At 48.3% G+C, this 12,943-nt stretch carries 11 protein-coding genes and 2 pseudogenes; 10 read left to right on the top strand and 3 right to left on the bottom strand.

The annotated features are described in order from the left end of the window. The first annotated feature begins 74 nt into the window (after nucleotides 1-74). From pstC to phoB, 6 genes and pseudogenes are all read left to right on the top strand, one after another. A complete protein-coding gene (gene pstC / locus AYK67_RS00315) occupies nucleotides 75-1,463 on the top strand; it encodes a phosphate ABC transporter permease subunit PstC (protein WP_068080691.1) in 1,389 nt (462 codons plus the stop codon). Beyond that, nucleotides 1,456-1,890: pseudogene (locus AYK67_RS17735) on the top strand (DUF3333 domain-containing protein); the annotation flags it as partial. The gene pstC and the pseudogene AYK67_RS17735, both read left to right, overlap by 8 nt. Nucleotides 1,891-2,466: 576 nt before the next feature. Then, a pseudogene (gene pstA, locus AYK67_RS17730) lies at nucleotides 2,467-3,285 on the top strand (phosphate ABC transporter permease PstA); the annotation flags it as partial. A 62-nt stretch (nucleotides 3,286-3,347) separates the two neighbouring features. Continuing rightward, complete coding sequence (gene pstB / locus AYK67_RS00305; protein WP_068081250.1) at nucleotides 3,348-4,145, top strand: phosphate ABC transporter ATP-binding protein PstB; 798 nt, start codon at nucleotides 3,348-3,350, stop codon at nucleotides 4,143-4,145. A 24-nt stretch (nucleotides 4,146-4,169) separates the two neighbouring features. Next, nucleotides 4,170-4,868 (top strand): phosphate signaling complex protein PhoU, encoded by a 699-nt coding sequence (gene phoU / locus AYK67_RS00300; RefSeq protein ID WP_068080685.1) that lies wholly within the window; start codon nucleotides 4,170-4,172, stop codon nucleotides 4,866-4,868. A 108-nt stretch (nucleotides 4,869-4,976) separates the two neighbouring features. Further along, nucleotides 4,977-5,666 carry a phosphate regulon transcriptional regulator PhoB gene (phoB, locus tag AYK67_RS00295; RefSeq protein WP_068080682.1) on the top strand — a complete coding sequence of 230 codons (690 nt, stop codon included), beginning with the start codon at nucleotides 4,977-4,979 and terminating at the stop codon, nucleotides 5,664-5,666. An 87-nt stretch (nucleotides 5,667-5,753) separates the two neighbouring features. Here phoB and AYK67_RS00290 read toward each other — a convergent pair whose 3' ends face one another. Further along, nucleotides 5,754-6,353: a GcrA family cell cycle regulator gene (locus AYK67_RS00290; protein WP_068080680.1), complete on the bottom strand. Its 600-nt coding sequence runs from the start codon at nucleotides 6,351-6,353 to the stop codon at nucleotides 5,754-5,756. Nucleotides 6,354-6,938: 585 nt separating this feature from the next. Here AYK67_RS00290 and AYK67_RS00285 point away from each other — a divergent pair. The 3 genes from AYK67_RS00285 to AYK67_RS00275 are packed head-to-tail and all read left to right on the top strand — an operon-like array spanning nucleotide 6,939 to nucleotide 10,074. Next, nucleotides 6,939-8,135 (top strand): aspartate aminotransferase family protein, encoded by a 1,197-nt coding sequence (locus AYK67_RS00285; RefSeq protein ID WP_068080677.1) that lies wholly within the window; start codon nucleotides 6,939-6,941, stop codon nucleotides 8,133-8,135. Between the two features lie 16 nt (nucleotides 8,136-8,151). After that, complete coding sequence (argF, locus tag AYK67_RS00280) at nucleotides 8,152-9,075, top strand: ornithine carbamoyltransferase (RefSeq protein ID WP_068080675.1); 924 nt, start codon at nucleotides 8,152-8,154, stop codon at nucleotides 9,073-9,075. 24 nt (nucleotides 9,076-9,099) lie between these two features. Continuing rightward, nucleotides 9,100-10,074: an Hsp33 family molecular chaperone gene (locus tag AYK67_RS00275; RefSeq protein ID WP_068080672.1), complete on the top strand. Its 975-nt coding sequence runs from the start codon at nucleotides 9,100-9,102 to the stop codon at nucleotides 10,072-10,074. A 130-nt stretch (nucleotides 10,075-10,204) separates the two neighbouring features. Here AYK67_RS00275 and AYK67_RS00270 read toward each other — a convergent pair whose 3' ends face one another. Beyond that, nucleotides 10,205-10,855 (bottom strand): alpha/beta family hydrolase, encoded by a 651-nt coding sequence (locus AYK67_RS00270; RefSeq protein ID WP_208976171.1) that lies wholly within the window; start codon nucleotides 10,853-10,855, stop codon nucleotides 10,205-10,207. Between the two features lie 109 nt (nucleotides 10,856-10,964). Between AYK67_RS00270 and AYK67_RS00265 the strand changes: the two genes are divergently transcribed. Then, nucleotides 10,965-11,777 carry a sterol desaturase family protein gene (locus AYK67_RS00265; protein WP_068080666.1) on the top strand — a complete coding sequence of 271 codons (813 nt, stop codon included), beginning with the start codon at nucleotides 10,965-10,967 and terminating at the stop codon, nucleotides 11,775-11,777. Here the strand turns inward: AYK67_RS00265 and AYK67_RS00260 are convergent. Beyond that, nucleotides 11,764-12,717 (bottom strand): transporter substrate-binding domain-containing protein, encoded by a 954-nt coding sequence (locus AYK67_RS00260; RefSeq protein ID WP_068080664.1) that lies wholly within the window; start codon nucleotides 12,715-12,717, stop codon nucleotides 11,764-11,766. The genes AYK67_RS00265 and AYK67_RS00260 overlap by 14 nt on opposite strands. Between the last annotated feature and the right edge of the window lie 226 nt (nucleotides 12,718-12,943).

Genomic DNA, 12,943 nt, shown 5'->3' with positions numbered 1-12,943 from the left:
CCGGCCTCAATAGGGGCCGGTTATCTACTAAATGCCCCAAGGCTGATGGGCCAGTATAATAAGGGCCAAACATAATGTTTTGGACATACGTCGCCATTCTTCTTGTCCTAATCATCACAGCACACTTACTAGGCCGTACAAAGGCTGTGCATGTGGCAGGCGAAGATCCCTCAAAGCTGCATTCAAGACCCGGTTATCATGGTGCCTATCTGGCAATTTTAACTGCAGGTCCAGCTTTTATTACAATCATTTTATGGTTGCTAGTTTGGCCCGGTATTATGGAGCAACTCGTGCTCTCGCGCATGGGCGATATTGCCGAGGTTCTTTCGAAACCGGAACTGCAAGCCTTCATTCGTGATGCAAAAGCAATCGCCTTCGGCGGTATTGTGGGCTTCACAGATGCGGCAAAAGAAGAAGCTGCCCGCCACTTCGCTTCCATTCAGCAAACATCCCAATACGTTGAGAGCTTAGTTCTTGCTATTATGGTTGGGGTTGGGGCCTACTGGGGGTATAAATCTATTCACCCGGCATTGCGTGCCCGCCACTTCGTTGAGCGCTCTGTCATGGGCCTTTTGATGGTCTGCTCCGCAGTGGCAATTCTTACAACGATCGGCATTGTTCTATCCTTGATATTTGAAAGCCTGATGTTCTTTCGTAAGGTGCCGGTGCTGGATTTTGTCTTTGGTATGCACTGGTCCCCGCAAAGCGCGTTTGAAGGGGCAGGGGCAGAAGCCGCCAGTACGGATGCACATATTTTTGGTGCAATTCCCCTGCTTGTTGGCACGCTGCTCATTACAGCAATCGCCATTTTCGTTGCGGCGCCCATTGGCTTGCTTTCGGCCATTTACCTTTCAGATTATGCGAGTGCGAAAGTTCGCGCTACTGCAAAACCAGTTTTAGAAATTTTAGCTGGTATACCTACTGTTGTTTACGGCTTCTTTGCTGCGCTAGTGGTGGCACCTTTCATTCGCGGGTGGGGCGAGAGCTTGGGACTTTCCGTATCATCTGAATCCGCCCTGGCAGCGGGTTTGGTCATGGGTATCATGATTATCCCGTTTGTCTCCTCTCTTTCAGATGATGTGATTAATTCTGTGCCTCAAGCCCTTCGTGATGGTTCTGCAGGCCTTGGAGCAACCAAATCAGAAACCATTATGAAAGTGGTGTTGCCTTCTGCATTGCCCGGCATCGTCTCTGCGCTGATATTGGCCATTTCTCGTGCCATTGGCGAAACCATGATCGTTGTTATGGCCGCCGGTCTTGCTGCAAACATGACTATCAATCCGCTAGAGGCTGTAACCACCGTTACAGTGCAAATTGTAACTCTGCTGGTAGGCGATCAGGAGTTTGATAGCGCCAAAACACTGGCAGCCTTTGCACTTGGCTTGTTACTGTTCTGTATCACGCTTGCTCTCAACATTTTTGCGCTTCGCGTTGTGAAAAAATATAGGGAACAATATGACTAATATTGCCCATGAGAATCCTGAGATGAATACATCTCGTGTGCATACAACCGACGCAGCGCGTAAGCGTTTGAAAAAACGTTATGGGGTGGAATGGCGTTTTAGGGCATACGGCATTGCGGCAATTACTCTCGCTGCCTTGTGCTTGGTCGCACTGATGACAACAATTATATCAAGTGGTTTGCCAGCATTTACCTACAACTATGTAAAGCTGCCGCTTGATCTTACGGCCAACCGCGTTGACCCGCAAAACCCGGCCGGTGCCAGCTATAACAAAATTATACGTGATGCTCTTAAAGCAGAAGCGCCATTTGCAGCCTCGCGCAACAACAGGCGTACGCTTTATGCCCTCGTTTCAGGTGGCAGCAATGTCATTTTACAACGGCAAGTCCTGGCTGATCCCGAATTGCTGGGCGAAACCCGTGAGATTGAGGTCCCACTCTCCGATTTCGCTGATCTTTATGTCAAAGGCCTGATAACGGATCGTGTGGCGCATAAGACGGGCGGGGAATTATCCTTCATTTCTAATGGTGACGAGTTTACTCTGTCATCTTCCGCCCCTGACTTTAAAGTTGCCCTTAGTCGTTTAGAAGCATATTTGAAAGAACAAAGCAGCGCGCTTCAAACCCGTGTCAACAACTTGCAAAACTCGGAAAAACTGGCGGCAAGCAGAGTTGAGCGGCAACAAAACACTTTGCAAAATGCACCATTGGATCGCAAAGATATTGAAACGCAAAAACTGGAAAAGCTAAGGTCTACGCACAATGCTGTTATAGCCACACTATCGCAGCAAAAAGCTAAGCTCACCGCTTACTCGGACCGTCTGAATAACTTTTCTAACAAACAGCTTGAAGAAACACTTAATCATGAGCTGCCATCATTTTTTGTTATCGTGAATGGCGGTACCCTTAAAATCAATAGGTTAACCGAAACCAGTGTCACGGGCGAGGTTTTGGTTCCCTTCAATGCGCAAACAACTGCTGCACAGGGGCAGTGGCAACTTCAAGAGCTGACTTTGCCGGAAGCAGAGCGCAAATTTTCAGATAAAGAAATAGCATACACCGATTATCTTGTTCAGGCTGGTGCGATCGAAAGTCATTGGAACTCCATATTCTTTAATAGTGGAGCCAGCCGTGAACCGGAAATGGCAGGTATTTGGGGCGCAGTCGTTGGCTCGTTCTGGACCATGCTGGTCACCTTGGCATTATCATTCCCTATCGGTGTTGCCGCTGCAATCTACCTAGAAGAGTTTGCCCCCAAAAATCGCTGGACACATCTGATTGAAGTGAACATTAACAACTTGGCGGCAGTACCGTCTATTGTTTTTGGTCTACTTGGTCTTGCTGTGTTCCTTAATGTCTTTGGCTTGCCCCGTTCGGCACCCGTTGTTGGCGGTATGGTGCTGGCACTGATGACATTGCCCACCATCATCATCGCTTCAAGGGCTGCGATCCAAGCAGTTCCCCCCTCAATACGCGAGGCGGCTTTAGGTGTTGGTGCATCGCGCCTACAAGCGGTATTTCATCATGTCCTTCCATTGGCCATGCCAGGTATTCTAACAGGTACTATTATCGGTATGGCACAGGCTCTGGGTGAAACCGCACCGTTGTTGATGATTGGCATGGTGGCATTCATTGTCGATATCCCTGTATCGCCAGTCGATCCGTCAACTGTCTTGCCAGTACAAATCTTTATGTGGGCGGACTTTCCAGAACCTGCATTCCAGCAAAAAACCTCGGCAGCGATCATGGTTCTGCTCGGATTCCTTGTATCAATGAATGCCATTGCGATTTTCCTGCGTAAACGCTTCGAGCGTCGCTGGTAACAGGAGGCAACTTCATGACTATGGACGTATTAGAAGAAAAAACAGGTATTAAAGGTGCCCACATGGCCACAGCTCAGGCAGCCATTAACATGCAAGAAAACAAACCGGTGAAAATGCAAGGCAAAGATGTCTGCGTTCACTATGGAAACAAGCAAGCACTGTTTGATGTAAACTTGGACATTCGGCAAAACGAAGTGACAGCGCTTATCGGCCCTTCCGGCTGCGGAAAATCAACCTTCCTTCGTTGTCTGAACCGTATGAATGATACCATCGATATCTGTCATGTTGACGGCGATATTCTGCTCGATAGCGAAGATATTTATGACCCGAAAATTGACGTAGTCGAGTTGCGTGCTCGTGTTGGTATGGTTTTCCAAAAACCAAACCCGTTTCCCAAGTCGATTTTTGAAAATGTTGCTTATGGACCACGTATCCATGGGCTGGCAAAAAACAAAGCAGAGCTTGAGGAAATCGTTGCCACTAGTTTACAGCGTGCCGGTTTGTTTAACGAGGTAAAAGATCGCTTGGATGAGCCGGGAACAGGCCTGTCTGGTGGCCAGCAACAGCGCTTGTGTATTGCCCGCGCCATTGCCGTTTCTCCCGAGGTCATCTTGATGGATGAGCCCTGTTCAGCGCTTGATCCCATTGCTACGGCAAAAGTGGAAGAATTGATTGATGAGCTGCGCGAAAAGTATACGATCGTAATCGTCACCCACTCCATGCAGCAGGCAGCGCGTGTGTCGCAGCGTACAGCGTTCTTTCATATGGGTATTTTGGTGGAGGAAGGCTTTACCAATGACATTTTCACCAACCCGGAAGACCAGCGTACGCAAGACTACATCACCGGTCGTTTTGGCTAATAACAACAATACTTGGAGAAAAAAATGAAAGATCATATCGTTACTTCCTTTGGTGAAGAACTGAAAGATCTGGCCGCTCGTGTTGTTGAAATGGGGGGCTTGGCTGAAACCTTGGTAAAGGACAGCGTGAGCGGTCTTCTACGAGCCGATAGCGAGCTTGCCCGGCGAACAATAGCAGCGGACAAACGCTTGGATGAAATGCAAAATCAGCTCGAAGAGCAATGTATCTCTGTAATTGCCCGCCGTCAGCCTATGGCAAGTGATCTGCGCGAGGTTATAGCCGCCATGCGTATCTCGAACGATCTTGAACGTATTGGGGATATGGCCAAAAATATCTCCAAGCGCACTCTGGCGATAGAAGGTTCATTTAGCTGTAAGCAATTGGCACTTGGCGTCGAGCACATGTCTGATTTAGCACTAGAGCAGCTAAAAGCGGTTCTTGATGCTTACACAAGTGGTGATTTGGAAGTGGTATCGTTGGTGCACAATCGCGATAATGAAATTGATGCATTATATAACTCGATTTTCCGCCAGCTTCTCACCTATATGATGGAGGACCCACGCAATATCACAATGTGTGCGCACCTTTTGTTCTGTGCCAAAAACATTGAGCGTATTGGCGATCATGCCACCAATATTGCGGAAAATATTTACTACATGGTTTCAGGTAATCATTTGCCAATGGACCGCCCGAAGGTTGAGGAAATTGAAATCTCTGAATAGCGGTAAATAGTAATAATAGGCCACTTAATTAGAATAGTTGCAGAAAACAATAATTTAGTGCCAGTTAAGCTTGCAAAACATCGGCACTATTAAACAAATGAGCATAACATGCCAGAAGTCTTAGTTGTTGAGGATGAAGAGCCCCTTAGCCTGCTGTTAAAGTATAATTTGGAATCCGAAGGTTACGACGTTGAAGTTTGTGCCCGAGGTGACGACGCCGAAATACGATTGAAGGAAAGTCAGCCTGATTTAGTACTGCTCGATTGGATGCTACCGGGTATTTCTGGTATTGAGCTGTGTCGTCGCATACGTGCCAAGTCTGAAACCGAGTTGATACCGGTGATCATGCTCACGGCGCGTGGTGAAGAATCTGAGCGAATTCGTGGGCTGTCCACTGGTGCAGATGATTATGTGGTCAAGCCATTTTCAATTCCAGAGCTCATGGCAAGGGTGCGCGCTATCTTGAGGCGAGCAAAACCTGAAACCGTATCAACAAGGCTTAATTCAGGTGATATTGAACTTGATAGGGAAACCCATCGTGTGCGCCGTTTGGGGCGGGAAATTCACTTGGGCCCAACAGAGTTCAAGTTACTGGAGTTTCTTATGAGCTCACCAGGGCGTGTTTTCTCCCGTGAACAACTATTAGACGGCGTTTGGGGACATGATGTTTATGTCGATGAGCGCACAGTAGATGTGCATGTGGGTCGTTTACGCAAAGCAATTAACCGCGGTAATTTGCGTGACCCAATTCGCACAGTACGTGGTGCGGGTTACGCCTTTAACGACCAGTTTGCCTAAATACTGGGTAAATGCCGAATAATTAGCTGAATACATTAAAATAAAAGCCCGCACTTCGCGGGCTTAAACACACTGGATACTGTGAGCTTAGCTTGCAGCTTTGCGATCTCTTCGCCGGTCATTTACCGGTTGATAAGCGATAGCCCGGTGATGTGCACAATAGGGTGTACCACCATCTGATTGACGGCCGCAGAAATAAAAATCATCGCTTCCGGGGTCACCAATGGGCCACTTACAAGTGCGCTCATTCAGCGTTAGAATTGATGCACGTTCATTAACGGGAATAAAGATTTCTGGCGCTGGAAGGTTGCCTATTTCTTCGTTTTCTTGCAGTTCAGGCTCGATTTTAAGGGCAGTTGCACCGGAAACTGGTGCCTGTGCCATGCGCTTAATCGGAGCGGCTTCTTGGCGAGCAGGCTCGCCAATACTGGCCGTCGGAGCACTAACGCTTGCACGTGTAGTCGTGGTTACACTAGCAGCGGGTGTTGGGGCCGGTGCTTGCTTTCGTGCTTTAGCAGCGCCGCCACTGCCGCCGGATTTTGCACGTCCAGATAAGCCAAGCCTGTGAACTTTGCCGATAACAGCGTTCCGAGTAACATTACCGAGTTCTGCAGCAATCTGGCTCGCGCTTAAGCCCTCAGCCCACAGTTTGGTCAATAACTCCACACGCTCAGCAGTCCAACTCATAAAGGCCCCCGAAATAATTAGCTCAGTAACTTTGCGGCAGTAAAACCACTTCCACGAAGAGTTCGGCAATACGTAGTGATAGTACTACGAGATAATGTAAGTCAGCAAGGACCCTACTATATGCCCAAGCAGCGCGGCAATACAATGAAAAGACTCATATGGGGATGAGGCTGGTTTTCCCCAGAATTGCCGGTGTTTTACGCCTCAATTGATAGCGGAAAGGGTATAACTCCCATGAATAGTGTCAAAATAATTATACTGTTAGTTGTAATTATTTCATTTAAACTAAATAAGGGTAGATAAAGAAAATATAACAAATGTAAAACGACCCAGAGTTTTGTTATCCCTATCCTACCTTAATGAAAAATTATATTTGATCATTTCAATTATTCAAACTTATCTCATTCATGATGCTTATAGAACTTATTGACAAAAGTTATTGTGGAAGAAAGCTCAAGTTATATTCACGGATTTAATTGACAATCCAAGGAAATTTTAGGTTATATACCTGTGTTTCAAGGCCGCTTGTGCGGCCTCCTTTCTTTTGGGTACAAAGCTGCCCCATATTAAGTGGAGTTGAGAATTATGACGTCATCGTCGCTCTTTCAGACCTATAATCGTTCGGAACTAACGTTCGAGCGTGGAGAAGGTGTCTGGTTGATTGCGGCTGATGGCCGACGATATCTCGACTGCGCCTCAGGTATTGCTGTTTGCGGTTTGGGCCATGCCCACCCGAAATTGGTTGCTGCACTGCAAAGCCAGGCGGAAAAGCTATGGCACGTCTCCAATGTCTACCAGATTAAAGAGCAAGAGGATCTGGCGCAGCTCCTCACCAATAATTCTTTTGCCGATAGAGTCTTTTTTACAAATTCAGGCACCGAGGCCACAGAAGGGGCAATCAAAACCGCGCGTCGCTATCACTACGCGAATGGTGACTCCGGGCGGGTTGATATTATCACCTTCGAAGGGGCGTTTCATGGCCGTACGCTGGCAGCTCTCGCAGCTGGTGGACAAGAAAAGTATCTGGAAGGCTTTGGCCCCGTCGCCGGTGGTTTCAAGCAGGTCCCTTTCGGCGATCTTACAGCACTAGAAGCGGCTATTGATGAAAACACCGCAGCGGTGATGTTAGAACCCATTCAAGGTGAAAGCGGTATCAAGCCATTCAAACTAGAGCAACTGCGCCAAATACGCCAGCTATGTGATGAAAAAGGCGTACTGTTGATATTTGATGAAATCCAATGCGGTATTGGTCGGACGGGCAAACTCTTCGCCCACGAATGGGCAGGGGTAACACCAGATGTGATGGCCATTGCCAAGGGTATTGGCGGTGGTTTTCCTGTGGGGGCATTTCTCGCCACCGAAGACGTTGCCAAGGCGATGATTGCCGGAACCCATGGCACCACTTTTGGTGGAAACTTGCTGGCCATGGCCGTTGGTAAAGCAGTACTGGAACAAATTCTCGAAGATGGTTTCTTGGAAGAGGTGCAGGCTAAAGGTTTATTGCTCAAGCAAAAGCTTGCTCGTCTGACGGATCTTTATCCGCAAGTCTTTGAAGAGTTACGCGGTGAAGGGCTAATGCTTGGCCTCAAGTGTAAGGCACCAGCAGCCGATGTTTTAAATGCTATGCGCGAAGAAGGGCTACTACCGGTTCCAGCCGGAGAAAACGTGTTACGTTTTATGCCACCAATGACCATCAGCAATGATGAGATCGACCAGTTGATCGAATGTGCCGAAAAAGCCGCGCAGCGGGTTGAGACAGCACAAACCGCCCCAGCCCGCTAATTGTAAAGACCAGACAATGAAGAATAATTTTCTAGATATTTCCGATTTAAGCTCAAACGAGCTCAAAACAATTCTACGCGGCGCTGGCCAGATTAAACAAAACCGTAAAGGGGTGTTTAAAGGGCAGGGACCTTTGGCAGGTAACGTGCTGGCGATGATTTTTGAGCAACCTTCCACACGTACCCGCATTTCCTTCGATGTGGGCATGCGCGAACTGGGCGGCGAAACCCTGATGTTAACTGGCAGTGAAATGCAGTTAGGGCGTGGCGAGTCCATTGCCGATACGGCCCGTGTATTATCGCGCTTTGTCGATCTTATCATGATCCGTATGCTAGATCATGATCAGGTGAAAGAGCTGGCCGAATACGCAACAGTCCCTGTAATAAATGGTCTAACAAAGCTTTCGCATCCTTGTCAGATTATGGCCGATATCATGACCTATGAGGAGCACCGCGGTTCTATCTCTGGTAAAACCGTGTCTTGGGTCGGCGATAGCAACAACGTTTTGTATTCTTGGATGCAGGCAGCGGCAAAATTCAACTTTGAAATTAACATTGCAAGTCCAAAAGAGTTGACGGTGCCGCAAAGCTGGGTTGACCAGACCCGTCAAGCTGGTGCAAAAGTCAACGTTACTGAAGACCCGTTTGCCGCTGTCGAAAACAGCCACGCAGTCATAACCGATTGCTGGGTTTCGATGGGCGATAAAGACGCCGCCTATCGCCATAACTTGCTGGCTGCCTATCAAGTGAACGAAAAGCTGATGGCGCAGGCCGATAAGGAAGCGATTTTCATGCACTGCTTACCTGCCCATCGCGGTGAAGAAGTGACCAATGAAGTTATGGATGGCCCGCAATCGGTGGTCTTTGATGAAGCGGAAAACCGCCTGCATGCACAAAAGGGCATTATGGCTTGGTGTATGGGGGTATTACCGCAAGACTAAAACGATGAAAATAAAGGACCCATAATGATTGATCCAAAACCAGCAGGCGATGACGCCGTTCTTCCCTTTGCTGTTGAACCCCTTGATATTCGAGGGCGCGTCGTCAAAATGGGTCCTGAATTAACGTCGCTGTTGCTCCGCCATCAATACCCCGAGGCGGTCAACAAGCTGTTGGCAGAGGCAATTGCTCTCACCTCTTTGTTAGGCAGTACGCTCAAAAACGAAGGCCGCTTGACCTTGCAAGCCCAAAGCGATGGCGCGGTCTCGGTTTTGGTGGTGGACTTCAATGCTCCCCATGCTCTGCGTGCCACAGCCCGTTATGACAGTGAGAAACTGGCACAAATCACAGCGAATAAAGACTACAGACCTAGCGATTTGCTCGGAAAAGGCCATTTGGCGCTCACCATCGAGCAAGGGGCCAACACCCCGCGCTATCAAGGTGTTGTTGTTCTGGATGGCAAGTCGCTGGAAGAAGTGGCCCACAGCTACTTCATGCAATCTGAGCAAATTCCAACCCGCGTGCGTTTGGGAGTGGCTCAGCTCATCACCCGCGATGAGCAAAGCGGTAAAAACGTTCAGTCTTGGCGGGCAGGGGGTGTCATGGTGCAATACCTGCCAAAGTCCGAGGATCGCCAGCGCCAGCAAGATATCCACCCGGGCGATGCACCAGAGGGTCAAAGTGTAGCCACGCGTGAAGAGGCTGATGCTTGGATGGAAGCCCGCGCGCTCATCGATACGGTGAAAGATGATGAGTTGACAGATCCAGCGCTGAGCGTTGAAGAATTACTCTATCGTTTATTCCACGAACATGGTGTTTCGGCATTCGAGAGCCAGAGTCTGAAAGACCAGTGCACCTGCTCTGAAGAGAAAATCACAAATATGTTGAAAGGGTTGCCACAGCAGGATCGCGAGGAAATCCAGCAAGACCCGATTATTGAAATCAATTGTGATTTTTGTAGCAAAACCTACAAGCTCGATCCTAAAGACGTTTTTAAATAGCGCTCGTTTGGTTCGTTGGGCAGCTATCAAGTCTGCTTGTAAAGCTAGAAAACAAAAAAGCCTGCCGCATCTCCGGTCCCTTTAGAAGAAGGGGGAGAGGTGACAGGCTTTTTGTAGGATTTAAAAGTTGTTATTCTGCCAAAAGGCGATCAAAGAACAGCCGGCTTTGCTCGGCAGCAAACTGAATGTTGCTCTCCAGTGTAGCAGGCACAGCCCCGCGTGGCGCAAAGTCGTGGTTGCCATCACTCACATAGCAAAGTTCTACTTGTTCGGGCAGTTCAACGCCTTCGAGTTCTTCTTTCTTACCAAACTGGTCGCGTTCGCCTTGCAAAATCAACAGTTTGCGATTGCTGGCAGCAAGTGGCGGCAACCGCCAGTCTTCAAGCTCGCTTTTGCCAACCGGATGGAACGGGTAGCCAAGGCACACAACACCTTGCACACGCTTAGGCAAAGAGTTGCCCCCGGCCAGCATAGCAGCAATACGTCCGCCCATGGATTTACCGGCGAGCAGTAAAGGTCCTTCGCTTTCAGTCAGGGCACTTTGCAAAGCATGCTGATACTCGCCAATCAGCTTTTCAGCCTTTGGTGGCGGTGCTTTTTTCCCGCTCTCACGCCGTTTTGCCATGTAGGAAAACTCAAAGCGGGCGACACGAAAGCCCTGTGCGCAAGCTGCTTTTGTAAAACGTTCCATGAAACTGGAAACCTGTCCAGCACCCGCACCATGTGCCAGCACCAAGGTTCCGCAAGCTTCATCCTTAGGGTTAGTCCATAATAATTCCATCATGCCCCCTTTTAGCCTATATAACGAGGCAGGTTCATAGCTAATTCTATATGGGTTAAGTGTTGTCCCCGCAATAAAAGCGTAGCGTTAACGTGAATAGGAGAAGCAAATGGAAAACGAGCCGCTAATTCGTTTGTTTTTTTTCGCTGCGGCGTTCGTTCTTTTTGCCATTATCGAACGTCTTTGGCCCCGCCGTCATGATGACATGCAGCGCCCAAATCGGTGGGTAACAAACCTCTCCCTCACTGTTATATCGGCACTTTGTGTGCGTTACACCATGCCGATAGTCGCAGTTGCCGCAGCTATCTGGGCGCAACAACAGCAGTTTGGACTGTTCCAATGGCTTGAGCTTAATCCGCTAGTTGCATTTACGCTAGGCTTACTCCTATTAGATTTTGCAATTTGGTTCCAACATCTCGCGAGCCATAAGCTGCCGTTATTATGGCGTTTACACCGTGTGCACCATGCCGATAAGGCAATTGATGTCACGACAGCTTTTCGCTTTCACCCATTGGAGATTATGCTTTCCATGCTATGGAAAGTGGCTGTTGTCACACTACTTGGACTTAGCCCATGGTGTGTGATTGTTTTCGAAATTGTCTTAAACGCTGCCGCGCAGTTTAATCATGCCAATATCGCACTGCCGAAATGGATCGATAATCCGCTGCGTTGGGTTATTGTGACCCCCGACATGCATAGGATACACCATTCTGTAAAAGCGAAGGAAACCGATAGTAATTACGGTTTCAATCTTTCCATTTGGGACCGGTTATTCGCAACCTATAAAAGCGCACCGGAAGGTGGCCAGCAGCACATGACCATAGGCTTGAGTTACATAGACCAAGCAACTTCCAAATCACTGGGGCACCAGCTGCTCCTTCCCTTTAAAAAACTAGGTAAAGTACCGACTAAAAGAAACTAATTGGGAAATATCTTAAATATAAATCGGTCAAATCGCCATGGGTTTGTAACCGCGAGAGTGCAAGGTTCAATGCATCCAATGTGAGTTTGTCTTTTTTCTGCACTGCAATAGTCATGCCCCCGTTTAAGTACTCAGGGTCGATATATGCATCACCATTAAAATGGCAGCATGCTTGTGCTTCAGGCGTATCCAGCCAAAAGGCCAACCGCATACCATCACCGAAAATCCGGCTTACCTTGTTTTCCAGTAGGGCTTCTTTTAATGCGCTCTCGGAAGTGACTTTGATAATTTCTGTTTCTGGAAAGAAGGTCTCTAAATAAGCTTCATGCCGCGAGCCGATTACAACGCCAACCTTTTGGCCCTTTAAAAACCGAGGGTTAGGCGGCAAGGTTTCCTCTTTTCGCGCCACAAACCGCCCCGGAAAACGCATATAAACCTCAGAGAAACTCAAATGTTCCAGTGTTTTTTTGTTAATCGCGACACCGGCAATTATCGCATCGCCTTCACCGCGGGCGAGAGCGCCAATGAGCTCTTCAAATGGCAACACCTGTAAACTGCAAGCAACCTCCAAGTTTTCGCAGATCGCCCGTGCCAAATCCACATTGTATCCCATGAGCCGCTTTTCAGAATCGCGAAAAGTGAAAGGCGGAAAATCATCACTGGCCAGAAAACGTATTTTCTCTGGTTTTGAGACCAGTCGTGAGCGCGCCTGTCGTCCTGGGAAAAATGAAGGGACCTCAAAATCGGTGGGTCCTTCCCCCAAAAAGCCACGGGTTTCAATCTTGCGGCTTTGGGGCTCGGGGTTGCTTTTCTTGCCTTGTTGTAATGTGTCAGGTGTTTGTTTGCTCTTATCAAGTCCATGCAAGGGATCTGCTGCCACAGGTATTATGCCGCTCAAGATAAAAGCAAGAAAACTAATGACCATAACAAATTTATACAAAACACATGCTCCTGAAAGCCAAGGGGCTGATCACCTAGCTCTAATGATGGGCAACATAAAGCAATGGCCTGACGAATTGGTTTACAAGCAGCTTTAACCTGACACTTTTCCAAAAGGAATAGAACTCCGAATTATTTAGGAAACAAAAAGGCCCGATAACCAAGGTGCTTCATAGGTTATGTGCGACTTCAACCCTGTAGAAGTCGCACCGGCCCAACCCATACCC

It is taken from the genome of Polycladidibacter stylochi (assembly GCF_001562055.1).
Classification (GTDB): domain Bacteria; phylum Pseudomonadota; class Alphaproteobacteria; order Rhizobiales; family Stappiaceae; genus Pseudovibrio; species Pseudovibrio stylochi.
This window is presented reverse-complemented; position numbering and strand designations above follow the sequence as displayed.